Annotated in this window: 14 protein-coding genes; 6 read left to right on the top strand and 8 right to left on the bottom strand. The window is 60.5% G+C overall.

Features of this window, described 5'->3' with window-relative positions; all coding sequences use genetic code 11:
• Nucleotides 1-71 precede the first annotated feature (71 nt).
• Nucleotides 72-2,270, bottom strand: a complete 2,199-nt coding sequence (locus tag B348_RS0110345) for an OsmC domain/YcaO domain-containing protein (RefSeq protein WP_017736047.1) — start codon at nt 2,268-2,270, stop codon at nt 72-74.
• Nucleotides 2,271-2,507: 237 nt separating this feature from the next.
• Here B348_RS0110345 and B348_RS0110350 point away from each other — a divergent pair, with 237 nt between their 5' ends.
• Together B348_RS0110350 and B348_RS0110355 are read left to right on the top strand one after the other, a co-directional pair.
• Complete coding sequence (locus B348_RS0110350; protein ID WP_371105868.1) at nt 2,508-3,998, top strand: methyl-accepting chemotaxis protein; 1,491 nt, start codon at nt 2,508-2,510, stop codon at nt 3,996-3,998.
• A gap of 81 nt (nt 3,999-4,079) precedes the next feature.
• Entirely contained in the window at nt 4,080-4,700 is a 621-nt protein-coding gene (locus B348_RS0110355; RefSeq protein WP_017736049.1) for a LysE family translocator, read from the top strand.
• A 10-nt stretch (nt 4,701-4,710) separates the two neighbouring features.
• Here the strand turns inward: B348_RS0110355 and B348_RS0110360 are convergent, their stop codons facing one another.
• The gene (locus B348_RS0110360; RefSeq protein WP_017736050.1) at nt 4,711-5,292 is read right to left on the bottom strand and encodes a hypothetical protein; all 582 of its coding nucleotides are present in this window, start codon (nt 5,290-5,292) and stop codon (nt 4,711-4,713) included.
• A 159-nt stretch (nt 5,293-5,451) separates the two neighbouring features.
• Here B348_RS0110360 and B348_RS0110365 point away from each other — a divergent pair, with 159 nt between their 5' ends.
• The 3 genes from B348_RS0110365 to B348_RS1000000131535 all read left to right on the top strand — a co-directional run bounded on the left by B348_RS0110365 (nt 5,452) and on the right by B348_RS1000000131535 (nt 7,565).
• Nucleotides 5,452-6,039 carry a hypothetical protein gene (locus B348_RS0110365; RefSeq protein WP_017736051.1) on the top strand — a complete coding sequence of 196 codons (588 nt, stop codon included), beginning with the start codon at nt 5,452-5,454 and terminating at the stop codon, nt 6,037-6,039.
• Complete coding sequence (locus B348_RS0110370; protein ID WP_017736052.1) at nt 6,032-7,240, top strand: hypothetical protein; 1,209 nt, start codon at nt 6,032-6,034, stop codon at nt 7,238-7,240. The genes B348_RS0110365 and B348_RS0110370 overlap by 8 nt, the downstream gene beginning before the upstream one ends.
• 154 nt (nt 7,241-7,394) lie before the next feature.
• Nucleotides 7,395-7,565, top strand: a complete 171-nt coding sequence (locus B348_RS1000000131535; protein ID WP_157356496.1) for a hypothetical protein — start codon at nt 7,395-7,397, stop codon at nt 7,563-7,565.
• Between the two features lie 6 nt (nt 7,566-7,571).
• Here B348_RS1000000131535 and B348_RS0110380 read toward each other — a convergent pair whose 3' ends face one another.
• The 3 genes from B348_RS0110380 to B348_RS1000000131745 form a co-directional block, all read right to left on the bottom strand.
• Nucleotides 7,572-8,018, bottom strand: a complete 447-nt coding sequence (locus B348_RS0110380) for an NUDIX hydrolase (RefSeq protein WP_017736054.1) — start codon at nt 8,016-8,018, stop codon at nt 7,572-7,574.
• The gene (locus B348_RS0110385) at nt 8,011-8,454 is read right to left on the bottom strand and encodes an HIT family protein (protein ID WP_017736055.1); all 444 of its coding nucleotides are present in this window, start codon (nt 8,452-8,454) and stop codon (nt 8,011-8,013) included. The genes B348_RS0110380 and B348_RS0110385 overlap by 8 nt, the downstream gene beginning before the upstream one ends.
• 319 nt (nt 8,455-8,773) lie before the next feature.
• Nucleotides 8,774-8,959 carry a hypothetical protein gene (locus B348_RS1000000131745; protein WP_017736056.1) on the bottom strand — a complete coding sequence of 62 codons (186 nt, stop codon included), beginning with the start codon at nt 8,957-8,959 and terminating at the stop codon, nt 8,774-8,776.
• Here B348_RS1000000131745 and B348_RS0110390 point away from each other — a divergent pair.
• Complete coding sequence (locus tag B348_RS0110390; protein WP_026136705.1) at nt 8,877-10,817, top strand: methyl-accepting chemotaxis protein; 1,941 nt, start codon at nt 8,877-8,879, stop codon at nt 10,815-10,817. The two genes, B348_RS1000000131745 and B348_RS0110390, sit on opposite strands and share 83 nt — an antisense overlap.
• Before the next feature lie 56 nt (nt 10,818-10,873).
• On the opposite strand, the gene B348_RS0110395 is transcribed toward B348_RS0110390, so the two are convergent.
• Genes B348_RS0110395 through B348_RS0110405 form a run of 3 tightly spaced genes read right to left on the bottom strand, consistent with a single transcriptional unit; the run spans nt 10,874 to nt 16,739 of the window.
• A complete protein-coding gene (locus B348_RS0110395) occupies nt 10,874-12,148 on the bottom strand; it encodes a DUF6396 domain-containing protein (protein WP_017736058.1) in 1,275 nt (424 codons plus the stop codon).
• Nucleotides 12,145-14,046, bottom strand: a complete 1,902-nt coding sequence (locus B348_RS0110400) for a phosphatidylserine/phosphatidylglycerophosphate/cardiolipin synthase family protein (protein ID WP_017736059.1) — start codon at nt 14,044-14,046, stop codon at nt 12,145-12,147. The genes B348_RS0110395 and B348_RS0110400 overlap by 4 nt, the downstream gene beginning before the upstream one ends.
• The gene (locus B348_RS0110405) at nt 14,043-16,739 is read right to left on the bottom strand and encodes a type VI secretion system Vgr family protein (protein ID WP_017736060.1); all 2,697 of its coding nucleotides are present in this window, start codon (nt 16,737-16,739) and stop codon (nt 14,043-14,045) included. The genes B348_RS0110400 and B348_RS0110405 overlap by 4 nt, the downstream gene beginning before the upstream one ends.
• Between the last annotated feature and the right edge of the window lie 87 nt (nt 16,740-16,826).

Raw genomic sequence — 16,826 nt, forward strand, 5'->3', positions numbered from 1 at the left:
AGTTGAACCGAGGTGATGCTATCGCAGGCAAGCCAGCTCCCACACAAATCCGCGTTCACAGGAGAATGGCGTCAAGCTGAGGTAATGCTGGCCCGCGCCGCGTGCAGTTTCTTGTAGCTCTCAATCAAGCGCTGATGCCGATCCAACCCTTCCAGCTTCATGCTGGTCGGCGTCAGGCCATAAAACCGCACGCTGCCATTGACCGAGCCAATCACCGCGTCCATCCGCTCATTGCCAAACATGCGGCGGAAGTTGGCTTCGTAGTCCGCCAGTTCCAGGTCGTCGTCCAGTTCCATCTCCAGCACCGCATTCATCGCCTGGTAGAACAGGCCACGGTCGGCGGTGTTGTCGTTGTATTGCAGGAACATCTCCACGCATTCCTTGGCTTCTTCATGTTGCTGCAAGGCGAGGAAGATCAGCAGTTTCAATTCGAGGATGGTCAACTGGCCCCAGGCCGTGTTGTCGTCGAACTCGATGCCGATCAAGGTGGTGATGTCGGTATAATCGTCCAGTTCGCTTTCGATCAGGCGCTCGGCCAAGGCGTTGAGTTCGGCGTCGTCGAGGCTGTGCAGGTTGAGGATGTCGGCACGGAAGAACAGCGCCTTGTTGGTGTTGTCCCAGATCAGGTCGTCCACCGGGTAGATTTCCGAGTAGTCCGGCACCAGGATGCGGCAGGCGGTGGCGCCGAGGTGTTCGTACACCGCCATATAGGATTCTTTACCCATGCTTTCGAGGATGCCAAACAGGGTCGCGGCTTCCTGCGCGTTGGAGTCGGCGCCTTCGCCGGAGAAGTCCCATTCGACAAACTCGTAATCCGACTGCGCGCTGAAGAAGCGCCACGACACCACACCGCTGGAGTCGATGAAGTGCTCGACGAAGTTGTTCGGCTCGGTCACCGCCTGGCCTTCAAAGGTCGGCGCTGGCAGGTCGTTCAAGCCTTCGAAGCTGCGACCTTGGAGCAGCTCGGTAAGGCTGCGCTCCAGCGCCACTTCCAGGCTTGGGTGCGCGCCGAACGAGGCAAACACGCCACCGGTGCGCGGGTTCATCAGGGTCACGCACATCACAGGGAACTCACCGCCCAGGGACGCATCCTTGACCAGCACCGGGAAACCCTGGGCTTCCAGGCCCTGGATACCGGCAAGAATCCCCGGGTACTTGGCCAGCACCTCGGCAGGTACGTCCGGCAAGGCAAATTCGCCTTCGATGATTTCGCGCTTCACCGCCCGCTCGAAGATCTCCGACAGACATTGCACCTGGGCTTCGGCCAGGGTGTTGCCCGCGCTCATGCCGTTGCTGAGGTAGAGGTTTTCAATCAGGTTGGACGGGAAGTACACCACCTCACCATCGGACTGGCGCACAAACGGCAGCGACACGATACCGCGCGCTTCGTTGCCCGAGTTGGTGTCGTACAGGTGCGAACCGCGCAACTCGCCGTCGCGGTTGTAAACCTTGAGGCAGTAGGCATCGAGAATTTCCGTCGGCAGCTCATCCTGCGGGCCGGGCTGGAACCAGCGCTCGTCCGGGTAATGCACGAACGGCGCGTTGGCCAGTTCTTCACCCCAGAATTGATCGTTATAGAAGAAGTTGCAGTTGAGCCGCTCGATGAACTCGCCCAGCGCCGACGCCAATGCGCCTTCCTTGGTCGCGCCCTTGCCGTTGGTAAAGCACATCGGCGAATGGGCGTCGCGGATATGCAGCGACCACACGTTGGGCACGATATTGCGCCAGGACGCGATCTCAATCTTCATGCCCAGGCCGGCGAGAATCGCCGACATGTTGGCGATGGTCTGCTCCAGCGGCAGGTCCTTGCCCGCTATATAAGTGCCCGCGTCGGAGGTGCTATTGGGCATCAACAAGGCCTGGGCATCGGCGTCGAGGTTTTCCACTTCTTCGATGATGAACTCGGGACCGGCCTGCACTACTTTCTTCACGGTGCAACGATCAATGGAACGCAGGATGCCCTGGCGATCTTTCTCGGAGATATCCGCCGGCAACTCGACCTGGATCTTGAAGATCTGGTTATAGCGGTTTTCCGGGTCAACGATATTGTTCTGCGACAGACGAATATTGTCGGTGGGGATATCGCGCGTGGAGCAATACAACTTCACGAAGTACGCCGCACACAACGCCGACGAAGCCAGGAAATAATCGAACGGCCCCGGTGCCGAACCATCGCCTTTGTAGCGGATCGGTTGGTCGGCAATTACGGTGAAGTCGTCGAACTTGGCTTCAAGTCGAAGGTTGTCGAGAAAGTTGACCTTGATTTCCATGCGGGCACACCAGAATAACGGCTAAACAAAAATGGCCGCCATTATGAGGTTTTTCATCGGGAAGTTTCAGGCTTTTGACCAATGGCTGGCGAAATAGCCAATGTGGATTAATCTTTTCCCAGCTGAGGCCGATTGGCTGAGTGCAACCAGGGAGTAGTCGGAATGCGCAACAACCAGCCAGTCACACAGCGCGAGATTTCACTCGCGCCTCAGCAAAAACTTATTTCCGCCACCGACGTGAGAGGTGTCATCACCTACTGCAACGACGCCTTTGTTGAAATCAGCGGTTTTGACAGGGCCGATCTGATCGGCGCACCGCAAAATATCGTGCGTCACCCCGATGTACCACCGGCGGTTTTCGCGCACATGTGGAGCGCGCTCAAGCAGGGCCTGCCGTGGATGGGCATCGTCAAGAACCGCTCCAGGACCGGCGACCACTATTGGGTCAACGCCTACGTCACGCCGATCTTCGACGGCAGCACGGTGGTCGGTTTCGAGTCGGTACGGGTCAAGCCCAGCGCCGATGAGATCCGGCGTGCCCAGGCGCTGTACCGCCGCATCAGCGCCGGCAAACCCGGCGTGCCACGCCAGGACGCGTGGCTGCCAGCGGCGCTGAACTGCGTGCCCTACATGGCAACCGGCGTGGCCGGGAGCGTGGCGGGCCTGTTTCTCAGTGCGCCTATCGCCCTGGCCGTGGCCGTTGCTGTGGCGATACCGGTCGGCGTGCTTTGCGCGCGCATACGTCAGGGCAGCATCTTGCACTTGCTGCGCGGCGTGGAACCTTCAACCTCAGACGCGTTAATCGCGCAGATGTACAGCGACGCCCGTGGGCCCCAAGGGCGCCTGGAAACCGCGTTCCTCAGCCAGGCCGCCCGCCTGAAAACCTGCCTCACCCGCCTGCAGGACAGCGCCGAACAACTCAGCGCCCTCGCCGGCCAATCCGACCAGTTGGCCAGCGCCAGCGCCAGAGGCCTGGACCGCCAGCGCGTGGAAACCGAACAAGTCTCGGCCGCCGTCAACCAGATGGCTGCCACTACCCAGGAAGTCGCCAGCCACGTACAGCGCACCGCCGATGCCACCCAGCAAGCCAACGCCTTGACCGGACGCGGCCGCGAGGTGGCACGCGATACCCGCGAAGCCATCGAGCGCCTCTCCGCCGTGGTCGGCGAAACCGGGGTGACCGTCGCCCAACTGGCCCGCGACAGCGACGAAATCGGCAGCGTGGTGGACGTGATCAAAGGCATTGCCGATCAAACCAACTTGCTGGCCCTCAACGCCGCTATCGAAGCAGCCCGCGCCGGCGACATGGGCCGCGGGTTTGCGGTGGTGGCCGACGAAGTGCGCCAACTGGCGCAACGCACCTCCCAATCCACCACGCAGATCCATGCGTTGATCACGCAATTGCAGGCGTCCTCCAACAACGCCGTGCACAGCATGGAAAACGGCCAGCGCCAAGCTCAGGAAGGCGTGGCGTGGGTGCTGGAGGCGGACCAGGCACTCGTCGGCATCAGCGAGGCCGTGTCGCACATCACTGACATGACTACGCAAATTGCCGCTGCCACTGAGGAACAGAGCGCGGTGGCCGAGGAAATCAGCCGCAATATCACCACCATTGCCGGGCTGGCCGACCAGACCTCGATCCAGGCTCATCAATCCACCGACTTGAGCAAAGAACTGACCAATACAGCAGCCACCCAATACGCGCTGGTCGCCCGCTTCAATCGCTGATCCCTTCCCTTCACGCGCCCTTTTACAGGGCGCCTTTGCATGCGCTAACGTCCACCCTCGCCTCTTGTGGATGCCAGTGCCATGTCCATCGCCGATAACCTCCTCGGCTTTACCTTCGCCGCCACGCTGCTGACGCTCACACCCGGCCTCGACACTGCATTGGTGCTCAGGACCGCCACGGTGGAGGGCAAGCGCCAGGCCTTGCAGGCCACGCTCGGGATCAATGCGGGCTGCCTGCTGTGGGGCGCGGCTGTTGCGTTCGGGTTGGGCGCGCTGATTGCGGTCTCGGAAGTGGCCTTCAACCTGCTCAAATACTGCGGCGCGGCTTACCTGGCCTGGCTGGGTCTGAACATGCTGCTGCGTCCACGGCGCTCGCTGGCGTCAGCCGATGTGGAGGGCAAAGCCGGCGGCAACTGGTTTGTCAAAGGCATGCTGGGCAATGTGCTGAACCCCAAGGTGGGGATTTTCTACGTGTCGTTCCTGCCGCAGTTCATTCCCCAAGGGCAATCGCTGATCGCCTGGACCTTTGGCCTGGTGAGCATCCATGTGGTGCTGGGGCTGGCGTGGTCACTGGTGTTGACCGGCGCCACGCAGCCGCTGTCCGGGTTCTTGCGCCGGGAAAAGGTCATCCAGTGGATGGACCGCACCACCGGGATGATCTTTGTGCTGTTTGCGGTGAAGTTGGCGTTGAGCCGGCGCTAGTGCGTTGCGCTCAAGAGAACACGCGCACGATCACCAGCAGTAGCACCAGAAAGGCACCACCGCAGACCAGGTTCAGCTTGAGGTTCTGGCGGTCCAGCTTGCTTTCGATCGATTCAAGCAAGGTTTGAATATCGCCGGGATTTGCTGGTGGCGCACCTTTCGCATCCGTAGCGGTGACATCGCCGTGAGCGGCCAGGATGCTGCCGCCGACACCACCGCACGCGATGGTTATCAGCAGGATCACGGTATCGATGGTATTGGCGGCGGTAAATACATGGACCGGCACATAGGCCGTGCACGTACCCGGCGCGTGAGTCAGTTCAAGCGCACACTTCATGTACTCCGCGACGCCAAACTTGTAGACCATCGACGTAATTACACCTAGCCCGATCATCAAGATCCCTTTGCGAATGCGCAGGGTCTTCATATTCAAGAGCAGGCCGAACAGCAGGACGGCGACCACACACAGAAAGCCGCCCGTAGCCAGCGGCCACTGGCTGATGGACACGTTTTTCGCGTACAAAACAATCGCCACAATCACGCCAAAAAGAACAACCCATTCCCACGATTCGAACCACTGCTTGATCTTCATGATTGACCGTCACCGCGTTGAACGCGCAGGCACATCCAACGCTTCCTTGCTGAATTTTGGGCGCGCAGTGTAGCGACAAACGATGGTCCCGGTTGGCCAGCCGGCGAAAAAAACGCTATGGTCGCGCCTTTCGCAACAGGTCTACAGCGAGGGAATGCGATGGGCTTTTTAGATCGGTTGTTCGGTGGCCGCTTCACTATGCCGCCGCCCGATGAAACAAACGCCAGCCATGCGGCGATCATGCGCGAGATGCGCTCGCCCGAATCTGTCGCGCAAAAACAGGCACTCAAGGTGTTCACCGAAACCCTTCTGTCGCGTGTGCCCGAGGCAGAAAGCGCGCGACTCGTGCGCCGCGTCCTGCGTAAATATGCCGTGGACCAAGACCCCGCCAGCGCATTGACCGAAGGTTTGCTCGACACCTCCAGAGGCCAGAAGCTCGCCGACCTTGCCCTGCTCGGCGTCGACTTTCGTGGCTTCGATGGCTTTGAATACCAGGCGCCCTATCTGGTGGCCGCCAGCGGCGTGCAAACGCCCTACCACTATGAACACACTGGCACCCGGCCAATGCTGGAAGTGCTGGCGAGCTTCGATCAGTGGCTGACCGCTTTCGACAAGCGCTACCTGCACCTGGACTCAGGCGATGACGATTACGTCGGGTTTATCGTCGATGCCGACCGCGTTGAGCACACCCTCGAATTGGCCCGGCAGGCGGGCCTGACCGTGACACTCGGTACCGGTCATGAGTGAAGCCGTCGCCCCATCACCGCGCAACTACTTGGTCCGCCACTGGCGCGGCGAATTCTCGCTGGCCCACTCATTCTGGATCAACGAAGTGCTGCTCAGCCTGGTGTGCCTGCTGGCGACATCGCCGCTGTACTTCATGCTGGTGCGCAACCCGCCAAGCCCCACCGGCTTGCTGATGATGGGCGTGCCGTTCATGGCCGGCGCGCTGGCCGTCACGCTCTGGCAAGGGGTGGGCGTGTGGCGTTCGGCGCGGCACCACCGCCAGCGGGGCGGCAAGTCCCGCTGGGTCACCGTGGTGCGCATCCTGGTGATCGTCGGCGCGGTGCAGACGGCTTATTCGTTGTTCGATGTGGTGCCCGCGTTCAAGGCGGCGTTGCGCCTGGCGATGGACCCCAATGCGCTGCCCGCCTACCGCATCACTGCGCTCGGCGATAGCGAGCTGGAATTCAGCGGCGGCATCGCGCCCGGCAGCTTTTCAGCCTTCGAGCAGGCAGTGGCGGATCACCCCGACGTCACCACGGTGCAACTGGACAGCGTGGGCGGCCTGTTTGGCGAAGCCCGGGCCATTGCGCGGCTCATCGAAGACAAGGGCCTGAGCACCTATACCAACCGTGAGTGCGTGAGTGCCTGCGCGTTGGTGTTCATGTCCGGCAAGCAGCGTTTGCTCGGCGCTGAAGGCAAGCTGGGCTTTCACGCCGCGACGCTGTTCGAATCGGGCGAGGCATCGGCGGCCGTCGTCGAGCAGTATCGTGACGCGCTACTCAAACACGGTGCGTCCCGGCAGTTCGTCGACAAAGTGCTGGCGACCGGCCGTGAAGACATGTGGTTCCCCGACATCACTGAACTCAAGCGCGAACACATCATTACCGCCACCGCAGATGCCCGTGACTTCACCGATGCGCGCCTGGCAAAGCTGCGGGAACCGGGGCAACTGGACGCCCACCTGCGCAAATATTTCCAGCTCAAGACCCTGGCCGAAGACGCGCCTGCGCAGTACGAGGTGGAAAAGGCCAAGGCACAAAACGCCCTGGACAAGGCCTCAACCTTTACCGCATTCGATAAGCTCACGCGGGATCACGACACCTGGCTGATCCAGGACGCACTGCGCAAGGCTCCTGCCCCACAACTGTTGCGGTTCTGGCAAGCCCAGGCGGCGTTCGTGAACGCGGTGGGGCAAGGCGACGAGAAGATCTGCGCGTTCTAGTGGCGTTTACCCTGGGGGCTACAGCGCGCTGCCAGCAACCTTGCTGGCGCTGTTCACGGACAGGCGGAACAGCCAACGTGAACTGGTCAAGGCGGCCGCCGAGGTCACGGGTGAGGTTACCCCAACCGCCCAGGCCCGGGCCGATCTGAGCCGTGTGTTCACCCACGCCGCGCCCGGCACCTACGACGCCTATCGAAACCCGACCCAACACGCCCCCGCTGAGGTGTGCAAAGCCCATCAAGAGCTGTACCGCCGAGTGCTCGCGTTGCCGAATCCAACGCGTGTCGCCGAAGCGTTTCGACTAGTGCCGGGCTACACGCGCTGAGTGGGGTCAGATGCCTGCGTCTTGCAGCATCTGGAGCAGCGCTTCAGGCCAGACCGTGTCGCGAGTGGTTCTGAGCTCGCTGACGGACCACCAATGGTGATCGGCCATGACCTGGGTTTCTGACAGCGTCCACTCGGCTTTTGACAGCGCCGTGCTGGGCGCATGCACGACAAAATAGTGCTCGATGGCCAGCACCGTTTCGCCACTGGGCAGCATCAAGGCAACGCGCCGGTCGGCCACGCAGGCGCCAACGCTGTCGCATATAAGGCCCGTCTCTTCGCGCAATTCGCGTATTGCGGCGGCTTCGAAGGTCTCGCCCTCTTCAACACCGCCACCGGGTGTGGCCCAGTAGTTTTGCCCGGCCAATGCGCCGTCCTTGTGCACAAAGCGAAACAGCAGCACCTCGTGGGCGGGGCTGATCACCAGCAGGCGCGAGGCTTTGCGTTCACGCATTCGTCGGTGCCTCCAACAACTGCGCCAGCGCCTTGCGCAACGGGCCGTGTACTGCTTCGGCGTACGGCGGCGCATTTTTCCAGTCGTAGAACCAGGCTGGCATCCGCCGTTTGTCATCCGGCTCCACGACATAGCGCGGGAAGATATGGCAATGCAACTCCGGCTCGGAGTTGCCGAGGATCTCGTAGTTCATGCGCAAGGCATCGGTGGCTTGCAACACGGCGTCGCCGATGCGGGCCATGTCCAGCAGGTAAGTGGCACGGGCTTCAGCATCCAGGTCATTGAGGCTGGCAACCACCGGGTCGGGCAACAACAGGCAGTATCCCGGCAGAAACTGCACATCGCCCATCACCGCCCAGCCGGAAGCCATCCGGCAGATAACCTTGTCATTGACCCCCTTGCGGGCCAGTTCTACACGTTCGGTGATAAGCGCCATGGGATCTCCTTGAGCGGGGGGAAGAGCAGGCGGCATATTAACCGAGATGCCGCCTTGATCAATGTGGGGCTCGGCTTGCCTGCGATAGCGGCGGCACAGGCGACATCTCTACCAGCAGTGCCGCCGCCTTCGTAGCCTCGCTAAAGCTCGACAACTCCCACATTTTTGATTTGTGAACCCGGTCAAAGGTGGGAGCTGGCTTGCCTGCGAAGGCGGCGGCACAGGCAACACCTCTATCAGCTCAACCCCCCCACGCTCACATCGAGGACAAACAACGCATACCAGACAATCCAGCTTTTCTGTTGTACACAAAAAAACCCTAAAGATTCTCGACACCCGCGCCGACATAGCAGTGATAGCAAATCGCCGCATTCCACCCAGAAGCGACGATTTGGCCGCCCTCCCCGCTGATGGTCGTCTCGATGAAAATAAAAAATAAGCTGGTCCTTGCTTTCGTTTCCGTCGCTTTTATCCCGGTCAGCCTGGTCGCGGTGATCTCTGTCATGAACACGCGGACCCAGGCGGTCGATCAATTCATCGATGGCAGCACCCGGGAAATACGCCAGATCGATGGCAATATCCGCCAGTTTTTCGACGGTACGACGCAGAACGTCGATCAATTGTCCGCCGATCCTGTATACACTTCCGTGAACACGCTCAAAGATTACCAACCCGCCAACGCCGCCAGCCAACCGATGCCGGCCGAGGCGCAGCAGGTGATCGATCACTTTGCGCGCTACGGTGCGACCCACCCCGCCGCTGCGATTCTGTCCATCGGCCTCGAAGACGGCACTTACGCCAAATGGCCCGATGACCCACAACTGGCCAAATACGATCCGCGCACGCGCCCCTGGTACAAGGCGGCAATGGCCAGCCCCGGCGAGACCGTGCGCACCCCGGCGTATTACTACGACAAAGACGACGTGGCACTGGTGGGCACCGCGCGCGCATTGCTGGATAACACCGGCAAGGCCAAGGGCGTGTTTGTGGTCAGCGTCTCGCTGAAGAACCTCACCGAGCTGGTCAAGAGCATCAAGCTCGGCGAAAGCGGCTACGTGATGCTGATCGAAGACGGCGTGGTGCTGGTGGACCCGCGCGACAACGGACACAACTTCAAGCCCCTCAAAGACCTGGGCGAACCCTACGCACAGTTGGCCAACACCGCCCAGGGTTCCACCGAGGTGGTGATCAATGGCGTGCGCTACATGGCCAATATCTGGACCTCGCCCGGCCTGGGCTGGCGATATGTCGGCCTGATCGAATACAGCGAAGTGATGGCCGAGGCCACGCGCATGACCTACCTCACCAGCGCGATCGTTGCGGTGCTGGTGCTGATCTTCGGGCTGGTGGCGGCGGCGTTCTCCAAAGTCATCGTCAAACCCATCGGCCAGGTCAGCACCGGCTTGCAGTCCATCGCCCAGGGCGAAGGCGATTTGCGCCACGAGCTGCACGTGCAGGGCAAGGACGAAACCGCCGAGCTGGCCGGCTGGTTCAACAAGTTTCTCGCGGCGATCCGCCAGTTGATCCAGCACATCGGCGCGGCTTCGGCCAATTTGCAGGATGCTTCACGGGTCAACCGTGAAGTGGCGAACAATATGAACGACGCTGCGGGGCGCCAGCGCGAGGCGGTGGAATTGGTCTCTACGGCGTTCAACGAGATGGTCGCCACGGCCAACGAAGTCGCCCGCTCGTGCAGCGGTGCCGCCGAGTCGGCGGAGAACGGCCACCGCCGCGTCGCTGAAGGCAAACAGCAGATCGAAGTGACCACCGACAACGTCAACCGCCTGGGCCGCCGCCTGACCGAGTCGTCCCAGGCCATGATCGAACTGGAAGCGGGCAGCCGCAGCATCAACCAGATCCTCGGCACCATCCGCGCCATTGCCGAGCAGACCAACCTGCTGGCCCTCAACGCCGCCATCGAAGCCGCCCGGGCCGGCGATCAAGGTCGCGGTTTTGCGGTGGTGGCCGACGAAGTACGGGCCTTGGCCAAGCGCACCTCGGACTCCACCGGCGAGATCGAAAACCTGCTCGGCACCCTGGAAACCAAGACCCAGGAAGTCACCCAGAAAATGGGCAGTTGCCTGGACCTGTCGCGGGCCAGCGTGTCGTCCATCGAAAGCGCGCGGGACAGCTTCGAGGGCATCCAATTGTCGGTCAACGAAATTCGCGACCAGAACCTGCAGATCTCGGCCGCCGCCGAGGAACAACACAGCGTGGCGGAAGAGATCAACCGGCATATCCAGCAGATCTACGACGAAGCGCGACTGGTGGAAAGCCTGGCCAACTCGGCACAGGACGACTCGGGGCGGTTGTCGAACCTGTCGGATGAGTTGAATGGGTTGGTGGGGCGGTTCAAGTCCTAGGGGGCTGCCAACATTACCTTCGCAGGCCTGCTCCCGCGAAGGTGATGGTGGGGCTTTCATGAAAGCAGGCACCACCTGACCGCACTTTCAAACCGTGTGACCTTGTCCGGGAAAGGCCATGTGCGGAACTGATAGCGTTCGACCCACACCGTGGGAAACACATCGCCCTGCTGGAAATGCCGGGTGCCGTTGTTGTCTCTCAATGAATGGCCCCACGGCAAAAAGGCAACCTTCCAATACCCACTGACCGGGCAGGTTTGGCCGCTGTAACTGCTGGGCGCGGATAAGTGGGATTGGCTGAATGCTGGGGAGCCCGGTAAACCTAGGCCGGTGGCGGGGTCAAGGAGCTTGGCCTTGGCCAGCTCGGTGATCAGCGCCTCGCTGGGTTTGGGCGGGGGGATATTCGCCAGGCGGGATTCAAGCCATTGCAGCTTGCCGTCCCAGGGGGGCAGTTTGGCTGGGGGTAGAGGGAGGATGTCGTTGATTTCGGGGACTTTGGGGTCGGCGTAGGAATACCTGGCGAGTATTCGCCAGATTTTTTCGTAGCGTTCGGCGCGTTCGAGATCTTCCTGTTGGCCTAGGTAGTGCAGGGTATTAGAGGATTCAGGGTTGCGAAAGCTGTTTGATAAACGCAAAGCTGACGAACTATGCCCGGCAGCAATTCCCATTTGAAACAGTTCGAGCGCTTGGTGAAACTCACCTGTTCTAGAAAGGTAAATAGCTAACGCATTAGCTGCCTCTCCATCCCCCTGCTCAGCAGCACAGCGACGCATCTGCCTCGCGACGTCAGGAGCAATACTGATTGGCGCCAGTATATCCCCGACAACATGCTGGGCTTGAGCACTTCCGAGGTCGGCGGCCTTGCGGTAGTAACGTAGTGCCATTTCCGTATCCTGCTTCAGTCCAGCCGTGCCTTTGCTCAAAAAGATACCGATCAGGTAGTACCCTGTCGCCACGCCGGCATCAATCAGTTGCTGACTCAAGCGCAAGTGTTCCTCGCCTCGGAGCATGAAGTGCCCGCGCATACTGCCGTTCTGCAGGTTTATATTGGCCTTGTAATGACTGTTCTCGGCTGCAATTCGGTACAGGCGCTCAATCTCTGCATCAACGGATGTGTCCTGCTTCAACAGGTTGTTTTTCTGCAGCCAACGGGCATATTGAAACAGGGCATCAGCCTCAGCAGAAGGCGTAGGAATGCGTTCATGTGCGCAAGCGAAGGCCAGCTTGGCCTTGATTTCAGTAAGCGGGATCAATGCAACCTCCTTCGCGGGCAAAGCTGAAGCAATAACGGCGCCGAATGCGGCCAGCAGCAAGAGATTCAGGCGCTTCAATCGAGGTCCCCCAGAATGACGCCGCCATAGTTGAATTTGACGAGCGGGCTAGAGGGTGAACTCTCGGCCTCTTGGAGATCGTTATTTTGATTAATAAGCTCCTGCCACGTATCGAACGCCACCTCAGGATCATCCTGCACCCCCTTCCCATCCGTATGCAGCCCCCACAACCGCCTCCTCAGCGCCTGCGTCACACTCATCCACTCATGGGCAATATTCAGCTCACTGTCCACCTGCATGCTCCGCGTGTTGATATTGGCCGAGCCATGGGTGGTGAACACGTCGTCAACAATCATCAGCTTCGAATGGATATACACCGGCACCCACGGCTTACCCGCCGGCGAGTCCTTTGCCACCAGCGAGCACACATGCACTTTCAGGCCTGGACGTGGCTGCGGCACCTCTGTGCGGGTCTGGATCGCCTTGATCTGTCGGTTGAGTGCGGCCTCTCGGTACTCATGATTGACCCGACGTTCGCCCTGGGCTTCCCGGGCTTTATCACTTGCCTTGCCACCGCCCAACGCGTCGCTCAGGCGGGTCAAGGTGACCAGAGCCTGCTGTTCGACGAGTTCCGCCAACGACGGCGCCTGTTTATCCGCCTCGGCCTTGATCCGTGCAATGCGCTGCAACTTGCTGATCTCAGGCATCGTGTCGCCACGCCCAAGGCTTTCGAGCATGCGGTAGGTGTTCAGGGCGCCCGGACCTACGCCATCTTCACTGGCATTGGTGATCACAAACAGATGCAGGTTGCCGTGCAAACCTGGATCGCGTCCTGCGCGGGTTTGGTCGGCGGCGGCCTTGTTGATGGCCTCGGCCAATGGCGGCCAGCGAAAGTATTGGTTCTCGATATAGATGAACTGAGTCGCGTTGTTCACGGCCTTCAGGTAGAGCTTTTCAATGTCACGCTTGCCTTCTTGCGCCTGGGTACGCACCAGTTGGGCCAACTGGCGAGTGGCGCCGGGGATGCATGTCAGTGTTGGCCCTACCTGCTTGGCCTGGCGGGAAAGCAGCAAGTCTTCACCCGTTTCCTTGCGCCAGGCGGTGGCGAAGTTATGGTGCAGGTGCTCGAGGATCGGCCCGCTGACCTGGCTGGAAATATCCTGGCGCGGCGTATCACCACGCGGCCCGCGGTTGGGCTCGGGCTTGGCCCCTTCGGTGCGATTGCGCGCGGTGTGATCGTTGGTATCCCAATACTCATCGAGCATGTTGTGGCCCATGACAAAGCCGACAGCGCGATCTTTCAGCTCATAGTCGACCAGCACGGTTTTCTGATGGTGCGTCACGGCCACCGCCAACGCGCCTAACGTCCCAGCGCTAAGCTGCGGATCAAGACTTTTGTATTTGGCCTGGTGAGCAATTTCAGCCCGTTCATACAGGCTGAAACCACGGCTGACAAACACCGGCACACTGCGCACCACGCGCATGGCCGGTGCCAGATGATCGGCAAATGCGCATTGGGAAAACCAATGCCGGTCATACGCATATTGATCGGCCGTGGAAGGTTGCAGCGCCCGGTCCTTGATACGGTACGGGCCCTTGCCAGGCAAGTTGGCCTCACCCGCTGCGCCGGCACTGTTGAACGGCGATTCCCAACCCAGTATTCGCACCTCGACGCCTTCACGCGCCTTGCACATCAGCAATTCGCCGATCGTTGGGCTGTTGCCGTCACGAATGAAATACATCGACGGCTGAAAGCCCCAGCAAATGATGTCGATGGTTCTCGTGGCGTTGGCGATGGCCACATGCACGGCCTTGAAGGCTTCTTCGCCGTTGATGAGTGGCTGGTAGGTGGCTTGCACCGGATGATACTCACTGCGCTGCACGTACCAGGGCGCGGTGCAGGTGGCTTGCTGGGTGTGGCGCAGGGCGATGGGCACGACGATGTCGGATTGAGTCATGAGGTTTTCCCTTCCGGGTCACTCGATGGGTTGGTCACGGCGGCGTACAAGGCACGGTGGTCCGTGTGCGAGAGGGGCTGACTCAGCGCGCTATCGGTTAGCACATGATGATTGTGCAAGCCGCCATTGGCCAGGTTGGCCTGATCGGCATTGCGATATTCGCTGGGCACCGGTATTTGGTAACTCACCCCGTTGGCCAGCTGCATTCGGTATTGCTGAGTCACCACCTCGTGGTTGATTGATACGAGCCCCGTCTTATCCAGCACACCTTGCTTGAGCACCGCCCCATCGGCGTAAAGTGTGTAGGGCATACCCGCCCAACCTTGACCCGGAGCATTAGGGGTCAGCGGCACACGAAACTGCACGGGTTGCTTGGACAGGCTGATCGGGTATTCAGGATGTGTGGCCGACATATTGGCGGGGCCCAAATAGACAACCTTCGCCGATTTGACAATGTGCTTGCCCTGAGTCCCGGACTCGATGCCGACTTGATCAAGGGTGATGTAGCTACCGCCAGCATTCAGGGTGATTTTCTTTTTTGCGACAATGCGGATTTCATCTTCGGTACTGATGATCTCCAAGCCATTGCGTGCCAGTACTTCCAACGTGTCGTTCTGTGCCTGAACACACACAGGGCCTGCGTTGGCAATCAACTTGACACCCACCTTGCGCACAAACAGGCTGACGCCCTGCCCCACCCCGATAAACAGCCGTTTGAGCACACTGATATCCGCCTCGGCTCCGGCGTTGACCATCAGGTTGTGCTGCGCAGCCAGCTGCAAGTGCTGCCCACTGGTCAGGGCAACGCCTTGAGGGGCACTGAGCAGCAACACGGACGATTGCAGTTGTTCCAGGTCTTGCTTGAGCAAGTTCAATTGCGCTTGCACATCGGCGGGGTCGGCACTCGCGGCGCTGGCATCAGCAGACAATCCCTCCAACTGCTCACCTGCTTGCTGCAGACGCGCCACCGCCGCACTCATTTCCAGCATCTGCCCCTGTGCCTTGGGCTGCCCATCAGCACTGATGAAAATACCGCTGCCAGCACGTACCGCTGCATGCCCGTCAGTGCGCAACTCCGCACCCTGTCCTCTCGGTTGGCGTTGTGCATCCACCAAATGCCCCAAATTCAACTGGCTCTTGCCACTGTGCTCCGTACTCAACTTAATGTGTTCCTGCCCCCGCGTGTCATCCATGCGCAACTTGTTGTTCGCTGGAGTACGCAGCACGTTGCGTTTGTAATTGCGCAAGGTCACGTGATCAACGTGCTGGCTGTCATGCAGGGCATGGGCGATGTAGGGCCGATCCGGGTCGCCTTGTTCGAAGGCGATGGCGACTTCGGTGCCGGGGATCAGGGGCAGGTGCAGGCCGTGGGTGTCGCCGGCGTAGGGACGGGCCAGGCGTAGCCAGAGGCTTTCTTCGCCGGGTTTCCAGGTGTCGCGGTCGAAGAGGAAGCTCACGCGGTAGCGGCCTTCCATATCGATATGAGCGTAGGGGTCGTTCGCCTGGGGGCTGGTGATGCGGGCCGGGACGGTGCCGGCGATTTGCGGTTTGGCTTGTGGGGCTGGGCGAAAGCAGAGGGTTTCTGAATAGGGGATGGCCTTGAATGTGGCTTCGAAACTGCTGTTGCGGGCCGCTGTGGTGGTCATGCACGTGATCACCGCGCCTGGGTTGAAGGCCTGGGGCGCGCCGCCGCTGATCTTGAGGACCTGGCCCGGCGCAAGGGTGGCGCTGCTGCTGATGCCACTCAAAAGCGTCTGTTGGTTCAGGTACTGCTCGTGGCGCAGGCGTGCGTAGAAATAGCCGCTTTCACATTGCAGGTCTTCGTCTTGATCGAGTCGATTGCCGAGGACCGTGTAGGGTTCGGCGTAGTGGTACGCATCGCCATAGGTACCGGATGTGTAGTCGACCTCGCCGTTGAGTTGGACGCTGGCGTCACGGTGGTGGTAGGCGCGCACGCTGACGTGTTGCTCGACCACCTGGTGGCTGGATTGCAACGCCCACACACCGTCCTGTCCGCTGCTGCCGAGCCCGGATTGCGGGCGGAATGGCAGTTCTACGTCGAACTGGTAACCACGCTGGCTATCGAAAAATTCGACGACGTCGATGCGCAGGCGTTCGTCGCTGGTGAAGCGATACCAGATGCCCACCTCGGCCAGCAACCGGCTGATGAAGGCCAGGTCGCTTTCGCCATATTGCATGACCTGTTCACGCCGGGGGTAGTCGCGCTTGAGGTTGAACAGGAAGTCCTGGCCTTCGAAACCGTGGCGGGTGCGCAGGATGTGTTCGACGATTTCGGGCACGGATTGGTGTTGGTAGATACGGAACTGCCGGCCACGTTCAAGCAGGGCGATTCGGGGTTGCAGGGTGAGTGTGTAGGTGGCCTGGTCGTTGGAGCCGGACTGGCGCGCGAAGTGGGTGACCACGCCGTGCAGGGTGCGCAACGGTTTGATCTTGGGCGGGGTCATACCCAATAACGGGAGCTTCTGCGCGGGGGCGTGCAGGCTGAAGCTGGCGGGTTTGCCCAGCATGGAGTCGGCGGCCAGATCAAGGTCGGGGCTGGTGAACTCCACGCGGTAGGTGAATGGCTGGCTGAGCTGTTCCTGGCCATTAAAGGCCAGGACGTCGAGCGGCGCCGCCACGTTGCTCACCCATAATGTATGGCGGCTGTGATCGAAGAACAGGCAGGACGTCATTCCTTTACTCCTGAACGCAAAAGAGCCCAGAGAGTAAAGTTTTGCTATCGCAAATGAATGTCGGAAAATTCGACTTTACGAGAAAGG

The sequence above is a fragment of the Pseudomonas sp. CBZ-4 genome, from assembly GCF_000346755.1.
Taxonomy (GTDB): Bacteria; Pseudomonadota; Gammaproteobacteria; order Pseudomonadales; family Pseudomonadaceae; genus Aquipseudomonas.

What these genes read in the sequence shown, in the direction of transcription:
- B348_RS0110355 (WP_017736049.1), top strand. Translation starts at nt 4,080, where the DNA reads ATGTCCATCGCCGATAACCTCCTCGGCTTTACCTTCGCCGCCACGCTG.
- B348_RS0110405 (WP_017736060.1), bottom strand. Translation starts at nt 16,739, where the DNA reads ATGACGTCCTGCCTGTTCTTCGATCACAGCCGCCATACATTATGGGTG.
- B348_RS0110360 (WP_017736050.1), bottom strand. Translation starts at nt 5,292, where the DNA reads ATGAAGATCAAGCAGTGGTTCGAATCGTGGGAATGGGTTGTTCTTTTT.
- B348_RS0110345 (WP_017736047.1), bottom strand. Translation starts at nt 2,270, where the DNA reads ATGGAAATCAAGGTCAACTTTCTCGACAACCTTCGACTTGAAGCCAAG.
- B348_RS0110385 (WP_017736055.1), bottom strand. Translation starts at nt 8,454, where the DNA reads ATGGCGCTTATCACCGAACGTGTAGAACTGGCCCGCAAGGGGGTCAAT.
- B348_RS0110390 (WP_026136705.1), top strand. Translation starts at nt 8,877, where the DNA reads ATGAAAATAAAAAATAAGCTGGTCCTTGCTTTCGTTTCCGTCGCTTTT.
- B348_RS0110380 (WP_017736054.1), bottom strand. Translation starts at nt 8,018, where the DNA reads ATGCGTGAACGCAAAGCCTCGCGCCTGCTGGTGATCAGCCCCGCCCAC.
- B348_RS0110365 (WP_017736051.1), top strand. Translation starts at nt 5,452, where the DNA reads ATGGGCTTTTTAGATCGGTTGTTCGGTGGCCGCTTCACTATGCCGCCG.
- B348_RS1000000131745 (WP_017736056.1), bottom strand. Translation starts at nt 8,959, where the DNA reads ATGACAGAGATCACCGCGACCAGGCTGACCGGGATAAAAGCGACGGAA.
- B348_RS0110370 (WP_017736052.1), top strand. Translation starts at nt 6,032, where the DNA reads ATGAGTGAAGCCGTCGCCCCATCACCGCGCAACTACTTGGTCCGCCAC.
- B348_RS0110400 (WP_017736059.1), bottom strand. Translation starts at nt 14,046, where the DNA reads ATGACTCAATCCGACATCGTCGTGCCCATCGCCCTGCGCCACACCCAG.